Below are 20676 nucleotides of genomic sequence, written 5' to 3'. Positions count from 1 at the left end.
ACTACCTCGGTGTTATCCGAGACAATTGTCCCCTGCGAGGGCCTCGCCCTCGCGACCGCCCAAGAGAAACTAACCTCTCCCTAGAGTGACGTAAGCCGAGGGCGCGCGGGGGCACCACGTCGAGCGGAGCGGAAGACACGGCCAGGCGGGCCGTCCGCGAGGCGACCGACGACGATCCGACGCGCGACCGACATAAGGAGACACCGAGCCCGTGAGTGCACCGCTCAGGCTGATGGCCGTTCACGCGCATCCCGACGACGAGTCGAGCAAAGGCGCCGCCACCATGGCGCGCTACGTGGCGGAGGGCGTGGACGTGCTGGTCTGTACGCTCACCGGAGGCGAGCGCGGGTCGATCCTGAACCCGAAGATGGACCGCCCGGAGATTCTTGAGAACATCGGCGAGGTCCGGCGCCTGGAGATGGAGCGCGCCCGCGAGATCCTCGGCGTGCGGCAGCGCTTCATGGGCTTCGTCGACTCCGGCCTGCCCGAGGACGAGAGCGAGCCGCTGCCCGAGGGCTGCTTCGCCCTGCAGCCGCTGGAGATCGCCTCGGCGCCGCTGGTGGCGGCCGTCCGCGAGTTCAGGCCGCACGTGATCCTGACCTACGACGACGACGGCGGCTACCCGCACCCCGACCACATCATGACCAACCGCGTCTCGGTCGAGGCGTTCGAGGCGGCCGGCGACCCCGACCGCTACCCGGGCACCGGCGAGCCCTGGCAGCCCATGAAGCTCTACTACCACATGGGCTTCACCAAGGACCGGTTCGAGGCGCTGCACGAAGCGATGAACGCCCGCGGCATCGGCTCCCCGTACGCCGACTGGATCTCCCGCTGGGAAGATCGCCCGCAGAAGTGGCCGGTGACCACCCGGATCCCCTGCGGCGACTACTTCGAACTCCGCGACGAGGCGCTGCTCGCGCACGCCACGCAGGTCGACCCGGACGGCTTCTGGTTCGTCTGCCCGCGCGACCTGCAGCGCGAGATCTGGCCGACCGAGGACTACCACCTGGCCCGATCGCTCGTGGACGTCGGGCTTCCCGAGGACGACCTGTTCACGGGCGTCCACGCGGAGGTCCCCGCGGACACGGTCTCGCACGCCTGCCACTGACGCGACCATGGGGTGGCGGTGGCAAACTTGACATGTGATTGCATTCGACATCGTCACCAAGGGTGACGTCAGTCCGGGCCTCCTGGGCTTCCTCGTCATCGCCGGTCTGGGGTTCGCCCTCTACATGCTGGTCAAGTCGATGAGGAAGCAGATCTCCAGGATCGAGGTCCCCTCCGAGGCCGAGCTGAGGGAGCAGAAGACCGACGTCACCACCACGACGCCGACCGCTCCCTAGCCCCGACAGCTCGGACGACCCCGCGCACCTCCGGCGTGCCCGGGGTGATCGCCCACATCCCCGGCCCCACGACCCCGACCGGCCGCCGTGCGACACGCACGGCAGTGGGCCAAATCGATAACCCCCGAGAACGAGCGAGGACGAGCATGGCCGACGACATCGAGGTCTCCGACAACCCCGAGGCCCTCCGCTTCGAGATCCTGCTGAAGGGCGAGGTCGCCGGATTCGCCGCGTACCGCCTGCGCGCCGGGAAGATCATTTTCACCCACACCGAGATCCTCCCCGAGCACGAGGGCAAGGGCCTGGGCAGCAGGCTCGCCTCCGCCGCCCTCGACGCGAGCCGCTCGTCGGGACAGTCGGTCGTGCCGCTCTGCCCGTTCATCTCCCGCTACATCCGACGCCACCCCGAATACCGGGATCTGGTGCCCGAGGGCTATCGCGACCTCCTCGACGAGGAAGCCTGACCTCGCGGTTCGCACCGGAAACCGAGAGCGGGGAGTCGGTGGCCGGGAATCGAGGGCGGAAGGTCACCCGAGGGTCGCCGGTCACCGGACGGCGCCGCGGCCTGGCCCCGGCGGGCTCACGAGGGCTCCCCTGAGCCGTACGGGCACGCGTCGGAATCCTGGCTTCCTCCCGGTCGTACGGGGGCCGTACGCGAGCGTCCCCGTCAGTCGCCGAGGGTGTCCGTCGAGGACCAGGCGCGCTCCAGCGCCTTGGGTAGACCCCATCGGCCCAGCGAGGTGAGCACCTCGGTCCTGTCGACGATCCCGAGGCACGCCCAGAGCGGGGTGACCGAGCTGAAGAGCGTCTCGGCCGCCTCCAGGTCCTCCGGCTCGTCCAGATCGACGTCGATGTCCTCCGACTCGGCGATGAGCCTCGCGATCCGCTCGGGGGACGCCAGCACCCCGGGGCCACGCCTGGCCAGGGCGGCGACCACGGCCAGCCAGTCGGCGTGGTGGATCGCGCACAGGGCGGCCAGCACCGAGTCCTCGTGGCTGAGCTCCCCGTCCAGATCGGAGAAGATCTCCAGCCGGTCGTCCTCCTCCGACAGGTCGGAGATCGGCCCCGCGATGCCCGCCGTGACGGTGAGCCAGAGCTCCTCGTCGTCGGCCGGCAGCGGCTCCCCCTCGTACCCGGCACAGGCCCGCAGCACGTTGCCCGGATAGCCGGGCCTGCCCAGCACCTCGCGCAGCCTGCTCGCCGCGGCCCGCAACTCCCTGACGGGCCGCTCGGGGGCGGGCAGTTCGGCCAGGATGCGCCGCAACTCGCTCAGGGCGAACGCCTCCTCCTCGTCCCAGGCGGCGAACAGCTCCTCGTCCTGCTCGTCGGAGACCGCCGTCCCGGGGACCCGGCCGTCGGGCAGCGGGCTGGTGAGCCAGCGCTCCTGAAGGTCCGCGTAGGCCTCCCTCGCCCCCTCGTCGCCCCGGGCGAGCGCGTCCGGGTCGATCTCCCCCGCCGCGACCCGTTCCTCCAGGTGGGCGACGAGCCCGCGGAACATCTCCTCGCCGACCGGCCCCCGCTCGTCCTCCTCGGGCCAGACGAAGAAGCTCGGGGTGAGCAGGAGCGGCTCGGTGCCAGTGGACTCCATCCAGCGCTGCACATCCCCCACGGTCGCGGCGCCGGACTCGATCGCGCTGAGCGTCGCCTTCGCGGAGTCCCAGAAGGGCACCGACAGCGGGTTTCCCGTCGCCAGCAGCGCCCGCCTCAGATCGGGCAGCGCCACCAGCGCCACCCCTGACGGCACGGCGAGCAGCGCGCGGGCAACATCACGCCGGGTCAGCTCGGAAGCCGCCCTTCCGGCGTGCACACAGACGAAGTCGAGATCCACGCCCAGTGAGCCTACGCCCGAAGCGCCGCGAACACACCTTCCCGCCCGGTGTCACCTCCCGTACCGGGACGCCGGGCCCGCCGGGAAAGCCTCAGGGCTCGATCCGGGACCCGATTCAGGGCTCGATCCGGGGCCGGCACTGCCGGCCGCCCGCGCGGGGCGCCAGGTGCTGACCAGCGCGAACGCCAGCAGCAGTTCGGCGATGTCGCCGCCGTAGTACATGATCTCCGCGGCTCCGCGCAGCTGTTCGGCCCGCACCGGCACGTCGACGAGGAGTCCGGCGTACATCAGCTGCGACAACGCGGTGTGTACGGCGATCGCCACCCCCAGCACGACCAGCCGCAGGGGGACCGAAGGGCGCCGCGGCGCCGGATCGGGACCGGCGATCACCCAGGCGAACAGGCACCCGGACAGCAGGAAATGCAGGTGCGTCAGGTGGTGCGGCAGCCCGCCGGTGGAGGTGATCCGATACAGCGGCGTGCAGTACAGCGCCACCATGGCCCCGACGCTGAGCAGCAGCGCGATCCACGGGTCGGTCAGCAGGTGCACCGCCCGGCTGCGCAGCACCGCGCCGACACGCCGCCCGTGGACCGGCGACAGCGAACGCAGCAGCAACGTCACCGGGGCCGCGAGCACCAGGCCCAGCGGCGCGAGCATGCCGATCATCAGGTGCTGCAGCATGTGCCCGCGAAAGTCCGTCCCGGCGAACGCGGCGACGGGGCCGGTCACGGCGGCGACGACCAGCGCGACGCCCGCGAGGAAACCCGCCGTCCGCCATCGGCTCCAGCCCTTGGGCTCACGGCCGCGCCGCACCGCCAGAAACACGTATCCCACCGCCACCACGGCGGGGACCGTCGGCGGCAGTGCCGCCACCAGGTCGCCCCCGTGGACCCCGTGAACCCCGTGCGTCCCCTGGGGCAGGGCGATCACGACGTCGGCGCGGCGGGGGTACGCCCGCCCTCGTCGCACAGTTCGACCGGATCGCCACCGCGTTGCAACAGCCACCCGCCGAGCACCAGCAGCGCGCCCAGGAGCAGGAATCCCAGATCCCACCAGGTCTGGTACGGCCCGGTCCGTGCGTGGTGGATGCCCAGCAGATGGTGATCGATCACGCCCTCCACCAGGTTGAACACCCCCCATCCCACGAGGATCCAGCCCCACAGCTTCCGCGATCTCCACACCCGGCCACGGGAGTGCAGGACCCGCGAGTACAGCAGGCCGAGACCGATCAGCACCGCCAGCCAGGTGAACGCGTGGAACAGCCCGTCCCACAGCGTGTTCATCCGCAACCCTGGAACGGTGTCCACCGGGTAGTACCTCACCCCGATGTTGTCGGTGTTCGTGCTGGACAGCATGTGGTGCCACTGCAGGATCTGGTGCAGCAGGATGCCGTCGACGAACCCTCCCAGCCCGACGCCAAGCACCGCGCCCGGCAGAGCGATCCGCCCGGCACCGGCCTTGCCTTCCGGCCTGTCCGGTCCGTTCGGCCTGTCCGGTCCGTTCGGCTTGTTTGGTCCGTTCGTCATCACGGCCCCCTCGCCCTCGGTTCGTTCGGTTCGTTCGGTTCGTTCGGTCCGTTCGTCATCACGGCCCCCTCGTTCCCGGCTCGCGCCCGGTCAGTTCTGTCCGTTCCACGTACGGGTCAACATGGTCCGTGATCACATGCCGCCCGCCGACCCGCCGCTTCACCGTGAAGAGGGACCGCTCCGCCCGTGGATGTGGCGGGGTTCCCCGGCAAACCTCACCAGAACCACCGGCGGGCGTATGTGAGCGACGCACCCGGGTGCGTCGCTCACGGCCTAAAATTTCGACCACGGCCGCACGGAAATCGATCATGGCGATGGCGACCGCGCGACGGGTGTCCCGCCCGCGCTCGCGGCGTCGTCCCCCTCCGGGGTTGGTGTGAGGGGCAGCGAGCGGGAAGAACCACGACGCGCGACCTCCGCGCACCTCGCGAGAGGAATCACGCACCGCGCACGCGGGAAAGAGCTGCGACCGGAACTACTGACAGGAGGACCCACCGTTCACGCACCGCGCACGTGGGAAAGGGCCCCGGCCTCCTCCCCGTCGTCAGCTCGTCAACGAGGGCGATTCCCACGGTCACCCGTGAGGGTTCCTGCTTCAGTGCCGGTCGCCCGCCAGAAAGGACTCCCATGAACCGTTTGAAGGACGCGACGAGCCCGTATCTGTTGCAGCACGCGGACAATCCCGTTGACTGGTTCGAATGGGGTGAGGAGGCGTTCGCCGAGGCCACCCGGCGGAACGTGCCGCTGCTGATCAGCGTCGGATACTCGGCCTGCCACTGGTGTCACGTGATGGCCCACGAGTCCTTCGAGGACCGGGCCACGGCCGCTCTGATGAACGAGCTTTTCGTCAACGTGAAGGTCGACCGCGAGGAGCGGCCGGATGTCGACGCGGTGTACATGGCGGCCACCCAGGCCATGACCGGTCACGGTGGCTGGCCGATGACGGTCTTCGCCACCCCCGGGGGCCACCCCTTCTACACCGGCACCTACTTTCCCAGGCAGCAGTTCCAGCGGCTGCTGACCGGCGTGTCGAACGCCTGGACCGGCGAGCGGGAGGCCGTGCTGGAACAGGGCTCGAAGATCGTGGAGGCGCTGAACGAGCGGTCGGCGCTGCCGTCCGGGCCGCTTCCCACGCCGGACACGCTCACCCGGGCCGTGCACAACCTGGCCGAGTCCTTCGATCCGGTCCGCGGCGGTTTCGGCGGGGCACCCAAGTTCCCGCCGTCGATGGCGCTGGAGTTCCTGCTGCGGTACGGCGCGGCCACCGGGGGCGTGGCGGCCGAGGGTGCGACGGCGGCCGGGGGAGACGGAGGGCGGGCGACCGCCGAAGCGGCGATCTCCATGGCCGGGCGGACGCTGGAGGCCATGGCGCGGGGTGGCATCTACGACCAGCTCGCCGGAGGCTTCGCCCGCTACAGCGTGGACGCCGAGTGGGTGGTTCCTCACTTCGAGAAGATGCTCTACGACAACGCCCTGCTCCTGCGGGTCTACGCGCACTGGTGGCGCTCCACCGGCTCCGCGCTGGGCAGGCGAGTGGCGCTGGAGACGGCCGACTGGCTGCTGGCCGAGATGCGCACCCCCGAGGGGGGTTTCGCCTCCGCCTTGGACGCCGACAGCGAGGGCGTGGAGGGCAAGTTCTACGCCTGGACCCGCGAGGAGCTCCGTGAGGTCCTCGGCGAGGAGGACGGGCTCTGGGCGATCGAGCTGTTCGAGGTGACCGGGACCTTCGAGCACGGCACCTCGGTACTGCAGCTCCTCGCCGACCCCGACCCCGGCGAGGACGAGCGGTTCGCCCGGGTACGCTCCGCGCTGCTCGCCGCGAGGTCCCGCCGGGTGCGGCCGGGACGGGACGACAAGGTGGTGGCCGCCTGGAACGGCCTGGCCATCGCCGCCCTCGCGGAGACCGGCGCCCTGTTCGAGCGGCCGGACCTCGTCGAGGCGGCGCGCGAGGCGGCCGTGCTGGTCGACGAGCTCCACGTGGACGGCGACCGGCTGCTGCGCACCTCCCGCGACGGCAGGGCCGGCGCCAACGCCGGAGTCCTGGAAGACTACGGCGACCTCGCGGAGGGCCTGCTCACCCTGTACGGGGTGACCGGCGAGGTCCGCTGGTTCCACCGGGCCGAGGCACTGCTCGACACCGTCCTGGAGCGGTTCTCCGACGGCTCCGGCGGGTTCTACGACACCGCCGACGACGCCGAACCGCTCTTCCAGCGCCCACGGGACGCGACCGACAACGCCACGCCGTCCGGTCAGTTCGCCGCCGCGGGCGCGCTGCTCTCGTACGCCGCGCTGACCGGCTCGGCCAGGCACCGCGAGGCCGCCGAGGCGGCTTTGGGCACGGTCACCGTGCTGGCCGGCAAACACGCGAGGTTCGCCGGGTGGGGGCTGGCCGCGGCCCAGGCCGCGCTGTCCGGTCCGATCGAGGTCGCGATCGTGGGCCCGGCGGGCGATCCGGCGACGACCGCCCTGCACAGGACCGCCCTGCTGTCTCCCCTACCGGGTCTGGTGCTGGCGCTCGGCGATCCGGGTTCCGGATCCGGTTCCGGGGAGGTTCCGCTGCTGGGCGGGCGGGGGTTGGTGGGCGGCGAGCCTGCGGCGTACGTGTGCCGCGGCTTCACCTGCAGGATGCCCGTCACCACCCCCGAGGCCCTTCGAGCCGAGCTGGCGGGCGAGGCGTAACGGCAGACCGGGATCAACGGCCGGGCGGAGCGGTCGCCTGGCCGGATTCGGATGCCCGGATCGCGGTCGGTTGTCCCGGCCGAGGTCAGCTCGGGTTGCGGGCGGGTCGGGTGTGCGCTGCGGCTGTTTTCCGGCTGATCCGAGGTGCGCGCTCCGGTGGGCGGGTGCTCCGGCCGGCCGTCTCAGTTGCTCCCCGGCGTTTCAGGCCTCCGGCCTGCTCGGGCGCGACGGTTGCGGGCTTTTATACGCCGGCCGGAACACCCACCCACCTCCGCGCACCTCCACCCCGCCGTACCGTGTGCGGACCGTAGTCGCTCACTCTCCGGCCGCCCAGCGCGCTCTCCGGTGCTGAAGCCCTGGCGACGGGACCGCTCAGGGTCGATCGCCGTAGCTGACGCGTGTCTCACGCACCACTTCAGGGTCGATGCCGTAAGAAACCACTGCGGGGTCGATGCCGTAAGGACCGGCACGGCGTCAGCGAGGAGAACTCGACCGGCCGTTCCTTCATCAGGTGCGGGTGGCATGGTCGACGTCACCAGCAGGTGGAAGACACCGACCGGTTCGGTTTCCGGACCGGGTCATTCGCCCAGGCCGGGGTCGCCGAGCCTGCGGCCCAGGTCGTCGACACCGAAGTCACCGCCCCTGTCTCCTCGGTCTCCCCTGCTGCCTCCGCCGCCATCGCCGCCGAGGTCCTCACCCCTGCCTGGCCCGGGACCGTCCGTTCCTCTGCCGGTGTCCTCGGGGGCCGAGGTCTGGTCGGGGCCTGGAGTCTGCTGATCGGGGGTGGCGCTCTGCTCGGGGCCGGGGGTGGCCGCCTCGTCGGGGCCGGGCGTGGTCGTGTCCTGACCGCCGGTCTGGTCGTCGCCGTGCTGGTCGCCCGAGCTGTAGTCGTACGGGGCGTAGCCGTAGTTGGACGGCTCCTTGAACTCCTTGACCGGCTTGCCCTCCATCGCCTCGGTCATGAAGGCCCGCCAGATCTGCGCGGGGTAGGAACCGCCGTACAGGGCACTGCCGTTCACCGTCACCGGCTTGTTGTCGTCACGGAACATGTCGACCGCCACGGCCAGTTGCGGGGTGAACCCGGCGAACCACACGGCCGCCGACTCGTCGGTGGTGCCCGTCTTGCCCGCCACGGGACGGTCGTAGAGGCGGGCGGCGGAGCCGGTGCCCCCCTCCACGACCTGGGTGAGGGCGTAGGTGGCGTCGACGGCGGCCTGCTCGCCGAAGGCACGCTTGCCCTTGGTCGAGCTCTTGACGACGTTGCCCTCGGCGTCGGTGACCGAACGGATCACGTGGGCTTCGCGGTGGACGCCCTCGGCGGCGAAGGCGGCGTAGCCCGAGGCGTTCTGCACGGCGCTCACCGAGGCCACGCCGAGTGGGAGCGTGGCGGCGCCCCGGTGCGGGTCGAGCTGCTTGCGGGGGATTCCGACGCTCTCCGCGACCTTGACGACCTTGCTCAGGCCGACCTTCTGGCCGAGGTCGACGAACGCGGTGTTCACCGAGCTCTGGGTGGCCTTGACGAGGTTCACCTCGCCGTAGGAGTAGCCGCCCGAGTTGGGGATGTCGGCGGAGGCGATCCTGAGCGGGGAGTTGCCGTCGACCCTGGTGTCGAGGCCGAAGCCGTTGTCCAGGGCCGCGGCCAGCGTGTACGTCTTGAACGTCGATCCGGCCTGCACCTTGGCCGAGAAGGAGTTGTCGAACTTGTTGGCGGCGTAGCTGCGTCCGCCGTAGAAGGCCACGACCTCACCGGTGGCGGGGTCGACGGCGGCGAGCCCGGTGCGGACCTTCTTGGGGGTGTCGTCCGGCAGGATCGAGGTGACGGCACGCTCGGCGGCGGCCATCAGGTTCTTGTCGAAGGTCGAGACGATCTTCAGTCCGCCCTGGTTGATGACCTCGTCGGTGTAGCCCCTGTTTTTCAGCTCGGCCGTCACCTGGTCGAGCATGTAGCCCTCCTGCCCCTTGGGCGCGAAGATCGCCTTGGGCTTGCGGAGGGTGGGGAAGGTCAGCGCGGCGGCCTCCTCCGAGGTGACGGCCCCGGTGGCCACCATCCCGTCGACCACCGACCTCCAGCGGTCCCTCGCCGCGTGCAGGTCGGGGCCCCGCGGGTCGGCGAACCTGGAGGGCTGCTGGATCACCGCGGCGAGGTAGGCGCCCTCGGCGACACTCAGCTTGCTCACGTCCTTGCCGAAGTAGGCGCCGGCCGCCGCCTGGACCCCGTCGGCGCCCCGGCCGAAGTAGATCGTGTTGAGATACTGCTCCAGCACCCAGTCCTTCGACTTCGACTGGTCCACCTTCAAGGAGATCATGACCTCCTTGAGTTTCCTGATTATGGAACGTTCCTGGCTGAGACCGCTGTAGTAGTTGCGGACCATCTGCTGGGTGATCGTGGAGCCACCCTGGAGCTGCCGGCCGCTGATCGTGGACCACATGGCGCGGAAGGTGCCGGAGAGGGAGACGCCCTGGTCTTCGTAGAAGGAGCGGTTCTCCGCGGCGATGACCGCGTTCCGCAGGCTCTGCGGCACCTTGTCGAGGGTCACGCTCTTGCGGTTGACGCCCTGTCTGGCCAGCACGGTCTTGCCGTCACGGTAGTAGATCACCGACCCCTGCGCGGTGGCCCTTGGCTGCGTGCTGTCGGGGATGGGAGTGATCGCCCACACCACCCCGAGCAGGCCGATCGCCGAGATGATCCCGACACCGAAGACGATGAGTGTGATTCTCAGGAGTTTCCTCCTGCGACTGCTCGTCCCGCCCTTTGACACGCGTGACCCCCCGATAGGACCCGCCGCTGACCCCCGACGGTTGCGGACCGTTAAGGGTAAACGATGGATAACGGTGTCTGGCCCCTGCTTGGCATGGTACGGCTAGCCCTTCCCCTTGCGCGGGACATCGGCCACCAAAGGCAGAACACGGTATGGCACAGGGGTGTCCAAGGCGATCACCGACGAGGTTCTGACCACGCCCCGGACGTCAACGATCAGGTCAATTACCCGCTGCAGGTCGGCATTGCTGCGTGCCACCACCCGGCAGTGCATGTCGTCACCGCCGGTGATCGTGTGCACCTCCAGCACCTCGGGAATGGCGGCGAGCTGATCGGCGACCGGATCGTACCCGCTGACCTGGCGGATCTGCAGGGTGACGAACGCCATCACGTCGTAGCCGAGCGCGGCGGGGTCGACGTCGGGGCCGAACCCGGTGACCACCCCCCGGGCGGCGAGCCGGTCGAGGCGTGCCTGCACGGTCCCCCTCGCCACACCGAGCCGCCGTGAGCACTCCAGCACCCCCAGCCGGGGCTCCGCCGCCAGCAGGGCGATGAGCCGGGCGTCGAGCTGGTCGATCGTCATGATGTACAGATGCTCCGCGATGGACGGCGAGTAGGTGTGCATATTGTCTGGTCTTCGAAGACAGTGTTGCACAAACAGCCCAACAAAACAGACAGTATTCGCATGAGCGACAACTTTCCTGTGAACGGTATGGACTGCGTGGTCTTCGCGGTAGGCAACGCCAAGCAGGCCGCCCACTACTACTCCACCGCGTTCGGCATGCGGCTCGTGGCCTACCGAGGCCCGGAGAACGGCAGCCGCGACGAGGTGGCGTACGTCCTCACCTCGGGCTCCGCCAGGTTCGAGTTCCGGGGAGCGGTGCGGCCCGGCACCGGGGTCGCCCGCCACGTCGCCGAGCACGGCGACGGCGTGATCGACCTCGCCATCGAGGTCCCCGACGTGGAGGCCGCCTATGCCCACGCGCTCGCCCAGGGCGCGCGAGGGCTCGTGGAGCCGCACGTCATGGAGGACGACCAGGGCAAGGTGGTGACGGCCGCGATCGCGACGTACGGCGAGACCCGGCACACCCTGGTCGACAGGTCCAACTACAGCGGCCCGTACCTGCCCGGCTACGTCGCGGCGAAGCCCCTGGTGGCGGCCCCCGACGTGCGCAACGGCCGCCTGTTCCAGGCCGTCGACCACTGCGTCGGCAACGTGGAACTCGGCAGGATGGACGAGTGGGTGGAGTTCTACCGGCGGGTCATGGGCTTCACCAACATGGCGGAGTTCATCGGCGACGACATCGCCACCGAGTACTCGGCACTGATGTCCAAGGTGGTCGCGGACGGCACCCGCAAGGTGAAGTTCCCGCTCAACGAGCCGGCGATCTCCAAGAAGAAGTCACAGATCGACGAGTACCTGGAGTTCTACGGCGGCCCCGGCGTGCAGCACATCGCGCTCGCCACCAACGACATCCTGAGCACGGTCGACCACATGCGCGAGGCCGGTGTGAGCTTCCTGGACACCCCCGCCTCCTACTACGACGACCCGGAGCTGCGCGCCCGCATCGGTGAGGTCCGCGCGCCGATCGAGGAGTTGAAGAAGCGCGGCATCCTGGTCGACAGGGACGAGGACGGCTACCTGCTGCAGATCTTCACCAAGCCGGTGCAGGACCGTCCGACGGTGTTCTTCGAGCTGATCGAGCGGCACGGCTCACTCGGCTTCGGCAAGGGCAACTTCAAGGCGCTCTTCGAGGCGATCGAGCGCGAGCAGGACCTGCGAGGCAACCTGTAACCGGCTTCCTCCCCACGTCCAAAGGCGAGGTCTCCGCACTGAAAGGAACACGATAACCGTCCTTGGCTTTGCGATGGCGCCCCTGAGGTGATCATCCTTGGATGGGATCACTACCGCCACCGCCGGATGACCGGGGATCGGACCCGTGGTCCGATCCCGAGCCGCTCAGGCCGGGCCACGAGGGCTCGAACCCCGCTTCGGGCCCCGGGCACGATCCCCGCCCCGGCCAGGGGCCCGGCTTCGGCTCCGACCTCGGTCCGGGCCATGGCAGGGAACACGGCCGGGGGTTCGACCCCGTCTTCGGCTACACGGCCGAGGGGTATCCGCCCGGTGATTTTCCCCCCTCGGACGCCATGAGGCTGGGAGGCCGCTGGCGCCGCCTCTTCGCGGGAATCCTCGACCTTCTCATCGTCGGGCTCATCTCCTCGCCCTTCACCTACCGGACCGTCAACACCGTCACGGGCGCCGCGAGCGGGCTGTCGGTGCAGGTACCCTACGCGGAGACCTTCCTGGTCACGGTGATCGGCTTCCTGTACTACTGGCTGCTGACCGCCTACTGGAACGGGCAGACGCTCGGCAAGAAGATCTTTCGGCTGCGCGTGACGGACACCGAAGGGCGGAGGGCCGGTGTCGGACAGGTCGCGCTGCGCGAACTGGTCTCCTGGCTGATGTACTCCACCTGCTGCCTGGGCTGGATAGATGTGGCTTTCATCCTTTTCCACCCACGCAAGCAGGCCGTGCACGACCTCGCCGCCAAGACGCTTGTCATAGACGCCTGATCGACGCAGGTCGGTCGCGTAGTGTGCCATTCCACGGGGCTCGGCCGTCCGGCCGGGAAAGGGGCTTTAACGCATGGCGTCCAAACGGCTGGCTGCGGCGACCGCCGCTCTTCTCAGCACGCTCGCGACCGTTGGCACGGTCGCCTGCTCGACGTCGAACGGGGAGAGCGTCCCGCCGACGGGCTCCGTGAAGCCGGTCGCCTCCGACGTCGTCGCCGGTGGTGGCGGTGGTGGCGGTGAGGCCGCACCCGGCACCGCGGGGATCGGCGACCCCGACTTCCCCACCGACGGCAACGGCGGCTACGACGTCGGCCACTACGGGCTCAAGCTGAGCTACGACCCGCCCTCCAAGCACCTGTCGGGAGTGACCAGGATCGAGGCGCGGGCCACCCAGAACCTGGCGAGCTTCAACCTCGACCTCTCCGGCTTCACCGTGAGCCGGGTCACCGTGGACGGCAAGCCCGCGAGTTTCGGCAGGGCGGGGACCGAGCTCAGCGTCACCCCGGCCGCGTTCATCCCGAACGCCGCCGCGTTCACCGTCGAGGTCGCGTACGCCGGTGAGCCCAAACCGGTCAGGGGTTCCTCCAACCTGGGCACGTACGGCTTCATCCCGACCAAGGACGGCGCGTTCGTCACCTGCCAGCCCAACGGCGCCAAGACCTGGTTCCCCGGCAACGACCACCCCTCGGACAAGGCGAGTTACGACTTCGAGATCACCGTTCCCGCCGGGCTGACCGCGCTGGCCAACGGCGAGCTCGTCGGCACGCCGAAGAGCGCCGAGGGCAAGACGACCTTCCAGTGGCGTGAGAGCCACCCGATGGCGAGCTACCTCGCCACCGTGACGCTGGGCAGGTTCGAGATGCTCCAGGGCACGACTCCCGGAGGTGTGAAGAACCTGGCGGCCGTCGATCCGAGGTTCCGCGGTTCGCTGAAGAAGCTGTACGACGTGTCGGGCAGGGTCACCGACTACTGGAGCACGGTCTTCGGCCCCTACCCCTTCTCCTCCACCGGAGGCGTGGTCGACGACTTCCCCGCCGGTTACGCGCTGGAGAACCAGACCAAGCCCATGTACGGCGGGTTCGACCCCGACGACGCCATCATCGCCCACGAGCTCGCCCACCAGTGGTTCGGCGACAGCCTCAGCATCACGCGCTGGAAGGACCTGTGGCTCAACGAGGGCTTCGCGACCTACGCCGAGTGGCTCTGGTCGGAGCACGAGGGCGAGGCCACCGCCGAGCAGCTCTTCCGCAGGCACTACGGCGCCGGGGCCGAAGATCCCATCTGGGGCTACACCCCGGGCCAGGCCAAGCCCGACGACCTGTTCAACGACTCCGTCTACACCCGGGGCGGCATGACGCTCCACGCTCTCAGGCAGCGGATCGGCGACCCGGCGTTCTTCAAGCTCCTCAAGGAGTGGAACACCACCCACAGGTACGGGAACGTCACGACCCCGGAGTTCGTCGCGATGGCCGAGAAGATCTCCGGCAAGAAGCTCGACGCCCTCTTCGACGCCTGGCTGTTCACCGCGAGGAAGCCCACCACCTGGTAGGAAGGCCGCCCTGGTCAGGGCGGTCGTCCTGGCCGGGAAGGTCGTCCGTCCACTGCCGCGCCCTCACGTGACGATGATCTTGTATCCCTCGACGCGCAGGGAGCCCAGCACCTCCTCGGAGTGCACCGGCCCCTTGGTCTCCATCTGGAGCTGGACCTCGACCTCCCCCAGGTGCATGCCCAGCCGCCCGTGCACGATGTCGAGCACGTTCGCGCCGAGTTCCGCCAGCCGCGACAGCAGCGCCGCCAGCGCGCCCGGCCGGTCGGAGAGCCGGACCCGCAGGGTGAGATAGCGCCCGGCGGCGGCCAGGCCGTGCCTGAGGACCTTCGCCATCAGCAGCGGGTCGATGTTGCCCCCGGAGAGCACGGCCACCACCGGCGGCTCGAAGACGTGCGGGTGGGCCAGGATCGCGGCCACCCCGGCCACGCCCGCGGGCTCGACGACCTGTTTGGCGCGTTCGAGGCAGAGCACCAGCGCCTGGGAGATCTGGCTCTCGGTGACGGTGACGACGCTGTCGACCAGATAGTGGATCAGTTCGAAGGGCAGCTCGCCCGGACGGCCCACCGCGATGCCGTCGGCCATCGTCGAGGCGGGCCTGACCTCCACCGGATGCCCGGCGGCCAGCGACGCCGGATAGGCGGCGGCCCTCTCCGCCTGGACCCCGACGATCCGCACGCCCGGCCGCAGCGACTTGACCGCGAGCGCCACCCCGGCCGCCAGCCCGCCCCCGCCCAGCGACATCACGATCGTGCCGACCTCGGGCAACTGCTCCACGATCTCCAGCCCGATCGTGCCCTGCCCGGCGATCACGTCGGGATGGTCGAACGGATGGATGAACACGGCCCCGGTCCGTGTCGCGTGCTCCCGCGCCCGTTCCAGCGCGACGTCCACGGTCTCGCCCGCGAAGAGCACCTCGGCGCCGTACGAGCGGGTCGCGGCCACCTTGGGCAGCGGCGCCCCCAGGGGCATGTAGACCGTCGCCCCGGCGCCGACCAGCCCCGCCCCGAGCGCGACCCCCTGCGCGTGGTTGCCCGCGCTGGCCGCGACCACCCCCCGACGCCGCTCCTGCTCGGTCAGCCCGGCGATCCTGACGTACGCCCCCCGGATCTTGAACGACCCGGAGCGCTGCAGGTGCTCGCACTTGAGGTGGACGGGCCCGCCGATGATCTCGGAGAGCACGTGGGAGTGGAGCAGGGGGGTACGCAGAGCGACGTCGGCCAGCAGCTCACGCGCGGCGACCACGTCGTCGTAGGTCACCTGGGTGCCTGACATGCGGATCATCGTACGACGAGCGCACCCACAGTCCGGACGGCGCGGTGGTCGCGGGAACCGGAGGTCCGGCACTCTCAAACTCATCGCCGACTTCAGGCGACGAACAGCTCAAGGTCGGCTGAGGTCAGGAGCCGCCGGCCGGTTGGTGGGAGGAGAAGACCAGGACCGAGGCGGTGAAGCCGTGGACGTGGTTGTGGCCGCCCACCGGGCCCACCTCTCCCGCGGCGAAGAACCCGGCCACCCCGATGGGACCCAGGGTGTCGCGGACGGCGACGGCGTCGTGGTCGGCGCTGCCGAACATGGCCGAGCCCCGGCCGTTGCAGGAGAACAGCAGCGCGCCGTCCACCCGGCCGAACTCCGCGCGGTGCGCGTCCAGCAACTCGTACAGGTCCTCGTCGGCGGTGGCGGCATCGCGGACCTGGAAGCGGACGGTGCGGCCGATCTCGACGACGTCGCCGATCGCCACGGCCTCCCGCTCGGGGTCGATGCCGAGCACGCCCCGGATCAGGAAGTCGCCGCGCTCGTGCTTCTCGGCGTACTCGTCCATCGCGACGCCGATCTGCAGGCCCGAGGCGACCAGGTCGCGGTCGTCCTCGTCCAGGGCACTGACGATCTCCTCCAGCCGCGCCAGGGCGGGCTGCCCGGCGAGTTCGAGCAGGAGGTTGTCCTCGACGGAGGTGACCGTCATCGTCGGGCCGATCGGGCGGCAGCCCTGGCTGACCACGGTGCTGACGTTGAGGGCACCGCTGAGCAGCACCCCGACGGCTCCCTCGGTGTGGATCTCCCCGTCGGCGAACAGCCGGACCGCGCCGCGGCCCTGGATCGCGTTGGCCAGGCCGCCGATCAGGGGAAGATTTCCCATGACCTCCTCGGAGCGCTCGACGAAGCCGTCGGTGGGGAAGCTGTAGGGATCGGCGAGCAGGATGGCCGCGTGATCGTCGGGGGCGCGGTCGGGCAGACCCACCACCACGAAGCGGTCGTCGGCCCTCAGCGTGTCGAGCGCGAAGGTCGTCAGCCGGGCCCCGCCCAGGGAGGCGGCCCAGGCGCTCACCGCGGGGGTGACCTCGACCCCCTGCCCGTCGCCGATGACCCCGGTGGCGCTGCATCCGAGGACGGCGGCGCCGGGGGCCATGCTCATCGCGCGCAGTCCCGCGCGGGAGACGTCGTCGGGATCGTCGCCGCAGATGAAGAAACAGAGCAGGTCGGCCGGTCCGGACAAGCCGGACAGGGCTTGGCGTACCGCCGCCTCGGCCGCGGAGACCAGATCGGCCCCCACCGCGAGGCCGTCGGCGAAGCGGCTCGTCATCAACGCCACTTGTCTCGCCTCTCCCTCTTGTCCCTCGTCGTGTGGCTCGCCGGAGAGCGTCCGGATCTCGTCCGAAGCCCGTCCTGAAGCCCTGAAGCCTGCCATGAACCGTTGTGAACCGACGTTAGCCGAGAGCGTGAGGCCCGTCAGTGCCGTGCGACCGCGAATGCCGAAGATCCCACGTGGCGGCCCCTTCCGGGGGTGCCCCGGCTCCCGGGCGGGGGAACCGGCCGATACCTTGTCTTGGAGCGATTCTCCCCACTGGGGAGACAAGCACTCACGTTGTCCCTCACGCAATCGTCAAGATCCGAAAGAGGGATGAGAGTGCCGGATCGGGCGTTGTGGACGTAGGCTCGGTCCCGTGCCTCAAATCCCAGAGCCACGTACTCTGCGCGAGCTGCGCGCGAGCGGCCATATTCACCGTACGGTAAAGGCCGAGATCCGTGAGAATCTCCTGACCCGCCTGCGGGCAGGAGAGCCGCGGTTCCCCGGCATCGTGGGCTTCGACGACACCGTCCTGCCATACCTGGAGCGAGCGCTGCTCGCCGGGCACGACCTGGTCCTGCTCGGTGAGCGAGGGCAGGGCAAGACCCGGCTGATCCGCACCGTGACCGGGCTCCTCGACGAGTGGACCCCCGCCGTCGAGGGCTGCGAGATCAACGACCATCCCTACGAACCCTCGTGCGTCCGTTGCCGCCGCCTGGCCGACGAGATGGGCGAGGAGCTGCCGATCTCCTGGAAGCACCGGGACGAGCGGTACGGCGAGAAGCTCGCCACCCCCGACACCTCCGTCGGTGACCTGATCGGCGACATCGACCCGATCAAGATCGCCGAAGGGCGTACGCTCGGCGACCCGGAGACCGTCCACTACGGCCTGGTCCCCAGGAGTAACCGCGGGGTGTTCTCCGTCAACGAGCTGCCCGACCTGGCGGAGCGCATCCAGGTCTCGCTGCTCAACGTGCTGGAGGAGCGCGACATCCAGGTGAGGGGCTACAACCTGCGCCTGCCCCTGGACATCCTGCTGATCGCGAGTGCCAACCCCGAGGACTACACCAACCGCGGCCGGATCATCACCCCGCTGAAGGACCGCTTCGGCGCCGAGATCCGCACCCACTACCCGCTGTCGATCGAGACCGAGCTGGTCCTGATCCGCCAGGAGGCCGCGCTCGACCAGGTGGGCGCCGACCTGCCCGACCACCTGATCGAGGTGATCGCCCGCTTCACCCGGCTGGTCCGCGAGTCCACCGCGGTGGACGCCCGTTCCGGGGTCTCGGCCCGCTTCTCCATCGCGGCCGCCGAGACCGCGGCCGCCTCCGCCGTACGGCGTGCGGCGCTGACCGGCGAGGATCACGCGGTGGCGAGGGTCGCCGACCTGCCGGGGATCGTGCACACGCTGCGCGGCAAGGTGGAGTTCGAAGTCAGCGAGGAGGGCCGGGAGACCGAGGTGCTCGCGCACCTGCTGCGCAGGGCGGTGGCCGAGACGTTCCGCGGCACGCTCGGCGGCAGCGACCTGAACCCGCTGCTGGAGAAGTTCTCCGAGGGCGTCCAGGTCGAGTCGGGCGTGGCGGTACCCGCGGGCGAGCTGCTGCGCAGGGTCGGCCCCGTTCCGGGCCTGGCAAAGATCATGTCCCAGCTCGGCATCGGCGACGAGTCCCCCGGGCACGCCGCCGCCGCGCTGGAATTCGCCATGGAGGGCCTCTACCTCCTGCGTCGGCTGTCCAAGGACGAGGTGGACGGCACGACGGTCTACCGCACCTGAGGTGTCCGCATGAGCTATCGCTATGGCGAATACCGGGACGGGCCCGACCCGCTCGCCCCGCCGTACGACGTCCGTTCCGCGCTGGACCGGATGGGTGACGCGATCCTGTCCGGCTCCAACCCGTCCCATGCCCTGCGCGACCTGCTCAAGGAGGGCCTGCCTGGCGCGCAGGATCGTCGTGGCCTTGAGGAGCTTCTCCGCGAGGTGCGAAGGCGGCGCCGTGAGCTGCGCGAGCGCGGCCGTATCGACGGCACGCTGGAGCGGGCCAGGGCGCTGCTGGACAAGGCGATCGGCCAGGAGCGGGCCGAGCTGTTCCCCGACCCCTCCGACGAGGCCCGGCTGCGCGAGGCGGAGCTGGCCGCTCTTCCCGACGACACGGCGAGCGCGATCCGGGAGCTGGGCGCCTACCGGTGGCGCTCGGCCGCCGCCGGGCAGACCTTCGAGGAACTGCGCGACCTGCTGCGCAGGGAGGTGCTCGACAGCCAGTTCCGCGGCATGCGGCAGTCTCTGGCCAACCCCGACCCGGCCGCCATGGAGCGGGTCAGGGAGATGATGTCCGATTTGAACGACATGCTCGACCGGGATGCCCGGGGTGAGCACACCCAGGCCGACTTCGAGCAGTTCATGTCGAAATATGGGGACATGTTCCCGGAGTCGCCCCGGAACCTGGAGGAGTTGGTCGACACCCTGGCCCGGCGGGCGGCGGCCACCCAGCGCCTGCTCGCCTCCCTCACCCCGGCCCAACGCGAGGAGCTCGACCACCTGATCGAGCAGACCCTCCAGCAGGCCGGGCTGGACGAGCAGATGCGCCGCCTGGGCGAGTCCCTCCACGCCCGTCGTCCGGACCTGGCCTGGAACACCCCCGAGCGGCTGAGCGGCGACGAGCCGATGGGGATGTCCGACGCCGTGAGCGCGCTGGACGAGCTCGCCGACCTGACCCAGCTGGAGGCCGCGCTCCGCCAGGACTACCCCGGCGCCCGCCTGGACGACATCGACGAGGCGGCGATTCGGCGCGCCCTGGGCCGCTCCGCCGTCGACGACCTGGAAGCGCTCAGGCAGGTCGAGCGCGAGCTGGAGCAGCAGGGCTACCTCCTGCGCCGGCGCGGCAAGCTGGAGCTCACCCCCAAGGCCGTACGACGCCTGGGAGAGACCGCGCTGCGCCGCGTCTTCTCCTCCCTGGAGAGCGGGCGCCGCGGCGACCACGACCAGGTGGACGCGGGCTCTGCCGGTGAGCTCACCGGGTCATCACGGCCCTGGCGGTTCGGCGACGAGCAGCCGATCGACGTGGTCCGTACCGTGATCAACGGGGTCCGGCGCGGCGGGGGCGGCGCGGTCACCCTGTCGGTCGACGACTTCGAGGTCGCCGAGACCGAGCGGCGCACGGCGGCCGCGGTGTGCCTGCTGGTCGACCTGTCCTACTCGATGGCGCTGCGCGGCACCTGGGCCGCCGCCAAGCAGACGGCGATGGCGCTGCAGGCGCTGGTGGCCTCGAAGTTCCCCCAGGACTCGGTGCAGATCATCGGCTTCTCCAACTACGCCAGGGTGCTGCAGCCCGACGAACTGGCGGGGCTGGAGTGGGACATGGTCCAGGGAACGAACCTGCACCACGCCCTGCTGATCGCCGGACGCCACCTGGACCGCCACCCCGACTTCGAGCCGGTCGTGCTCGTGGTCACCGACGGCGAACCCACCGCCCACCTGCGGCGCAACGGCTCGGCGGCCTTCGAGTGGCCACCGACCCAGGAGACGCTGGAGCTGACCCTCGCGGAGGTCGACAAGATGACCCGGCGCAGGGCGACGCTCAACGTCTTCATGCTCGCCGACGACGAGCGCCTGAAGGAGTTCGTGAACGAGGTCGGACGACGCAACGGCGGCCGGGTCTTCTCCCCCGGCGCCGACCGCCTGGGCGAGTACGTCGTCAGCGACTTCCTGCGGGCCCGCCGCACCCGCTGAGACGGGCCCGGGGTGATCGGACTCCCGGCCCGAGGCGGACCAGGCGTTGACGTGTTCCTGCGGGCCCGCCGCATCCGCCGAGGCGGGCCCGGGATGATGTCGGACTCACGGCCTAAGGCGAGCCCGGGC

The 20676-nt window shown here is 70.2% G+C and carries 16 protein-coding genes; 9 read left to right on the top strand and 7 right to left on the bottom strand.

The features are described from left to right. Positions 1–211: 211 nt before the first annotated feature. The 3 genes from mca to ACFY3V_RS24045 all read left to right on the top strand — a co-directional run bounded on the left by mca (position 212) and on the right by ACFY3V_RS24045 (position 1807). Positions 212–1108 carry a mycothiol conjugate amidase Mca gene (mca, locus tag ACFY3V_RS24055; RefSeq protein WP_362898887.1) on the top strand — a complete coding sequence of 299 codons (897 nt, stop codon included), beginning with the start codon at positions 212–214 and terminating at the stop codon, positions 1106–1108. 34 nt (positions 1109–1142) lie between these two features. Then, positions 1143–1343, top strand: a complete 201-nt coding sequence (locus ACFY3V_RS24050) for a hypothetical protein (RefSeq protein WP_350950386.1) — start codon at positions 1143–1145, stop codon at positions 1341–1343. 146 nt (positions 1344–1489) lie between these two features. Further along, positions 1490–1807 (top strand): GNAT family N-acetyltransferase, encoded by a 318-nt coding sequence (locus ACFY3V_RS24045; RefSeq protein ID WP_362924282.1) that lies wholly within the window; start codon positions 1490–1492, stop codon positions 1805–1807. Between the two features lie 203 nt (positions 1808–2010). On the opposite strand, the gene ACFY3V_RS24040 is transcribed toward ACFY3V_RS24045, so the two are convergent. The 3 genes from ACFY3V_RS24040 to ACFY3V_RS24030 are packed head-to-tail and all read right to left on the bottom strand — an operon-like array spanning position 2011 to position 4697. Continuing rightward, positions 2011–3171 carry a hypothetical protein gene (locus tag ACFY3V_RS24040; protein WP_362898885.1) on the bottom strand — a complete coding sequence of 387 codons (1161 nt, stop codon included), beginning with the start codon at positions 3169–3171 and terminating at the stop codon, positions 2011–2013. A gap of 51 nt (positions 3172–3222) precedes the next feature. Beyond that, entirely contained in the window at positions 3223–4140 is a 918-nt protein-coding gene (locus tag ACFY3V_RS24035) for a cytochrome c oxidase assembly protein (RefSeq protein ID WP_389776344.1), read from the bottom strand. After that, positions 4098–4697 carry a DUF2243 domain-containing protein gene (locus ACFY3V_RS24030; RefSeq protein ID WP_389776341.1) on the bottom strand — a complete coding sequence of 200 codons (600 nt, stop codon included), beginning with the start codon at positions 4695–4697 and terminating at the stop codon, positions 4098–4100. The genes ACFY3V_RS24035 and ACFY3V_RS24030 overlap by 43 nt, the downstream gene beginning before the upstream one ends. A gap of 627 nt (positions 4698–5324) precedes the next feature. On the opposite strand from ACFY3V_RS24030, the gene ACFY3V_RS24025 reads away from it, so the two are divergent. Beyond that, positions 5325–7376 carry a thioredoxin domain-containing protein gene (locus ACFY3V_RS24025; protein WP_389776338.1) on the top strand — a complete coding sequence of 684 codons (2052 nt, stop codon included), beginning with the start codon at positions 5325–5327 and terminating at the stop codon, positions 7374–7376. A 578-nt stretch (positions 7377–7954) separates the two neighbouring features. Here ACFY3V_RS24025 and ACFY3V_RS24020 read toward each other — a convergent pair. Together ACFY3V_RS24020 and ACFY3V_RS24015 are read right to left on the bottom strand one after the other, a co-directional pair. Then, positions 7955–10135: a transglycosylase domain-containing protein gene (locus tag ACFY3V_RS24020; RefSeq protein WP_362898875.1), complete on the bottom strand. Its 2181-nt coding sequence runs from the start codon at positions 10133–10135 to the stop codon at positions 7955–7957. A gap of 102 nt (positions 10136–10237) precedes the next feature. After that, positions 10238–10717 (bottom strand): Lrp/AsnC family transcriptional regulator, encoded by a 480-nt coding sequence (locus ACFY3V_RS24015; protein ID WP_350950016.1) that lies wholly within the window; start codon positions 10715–10717, stop codon positions 10238–10240. Between the two features lie 102 nt (positions 10718–10819). On the opposite strand from ACFY3V_RS24015, the gene hppD reads away from it, so the two are divergent. From hppD to ACFY3V_RS24000, 3 genes are all read left to right on the top strand, one after another. Continuing rightward, on the top strand, positions 10820–11929 hold the full coding sequence (gene hppD, locus ACFY3V_RS24010; protein WP_362898873.1) for a 4-hydroxyphenylpyruvate dioxygenase: 1110 nt from the start codon (positions 10820–10822) through the stop codon (positions 11927–11929). A gap of 101 nt (positions 11930–12030) precedes the next feature. Further along, entirely contained in the window at positions 12031–12708 is a 678-nt protein-coding gene (locus ACFY3V_RS24005; protein ID WP_362898871.1) for an RDD family protein, read from the top strand. 73 nt (positions 12709–12781) lie between these two features. Continuing rightward, positions 12782–14257: a M1 family metallopeptidase gene (locus ACFY3V_RS24000; RefSeq protein WP_389776333.1), complete on the top strand. Its 1476-nt coding sequence runs from the start codon at positions 12782–12784 to the stop codon at positions 14255–14257. A 63-nt stretch (positions 14258–14320) separates the two neighbouring features. On the opposite strand, the gene ilvA is transcribed toward ACFY3V_RS24000, so the two are convergent. Next, entirely contained in the window at positions 14321–15529 is a 1209-nt protein-coding gene (gene ilvA / locus ACFY3V_RS23995; RefSeq protein WP_350949979.1) for a threonine ammonia-lyase, read from the bottom strand. 124 nt (positions 15530–15653) lie between these two features. Next, on the bottom strand, positions 15654–16835 hold the full coding sequence (locus ACFY3V_RS23990) for an FIST N-terminal domain-containing protein (RefSeq protein ID WP_350950017.1): 1182 nt from the start codon (positions 16833–16835) through the stop codon (positions 15654–15656). 361 nt (positions 16836–17196) lie between these two features. Here ACFY3V_RS23990 and ACFY3V_RS23985 point away from each other — a divergent pair, with 361 nt between their 5' ends. Next, complete coding sequence (locus ACFY3V_RS23985) at positions 17197–18594, top strand: sigma 54-interacting transcriptional regulator (protein WP_350949980.1); 1398 nt, start codon at positions 17197–17199, stop codon at positions 18592–18594. Positions 18595–18603: 9 nt separating this feature from the next. Beyond that, positions 18604–20547: a hypothetical protein gene (locus ACFY3V_RS23980; protein ID WP_350949981.1), complete on the top strand. Its 1944-nt coding sequence runs from the start codon at positions 18604–18606 to the stop codon at positions 20545–20547. Positions 20548–20676 lie beyond the last annotated feature (129 nt).

The sequence above is a fragment of the Streptosporangium sp. NPDC000095 genome, assembly GCF_042899335.1.
In the GTDB taxonomy this organism is placed as follows: Bacteria; Actinomycetota; Actinomycetes; order Streptosporangiales; family Streptosporangiaceae; genus Streptosporangium.
This window is presented reverse-complemented; position numbering and strand designations above follow the sequence as displayed.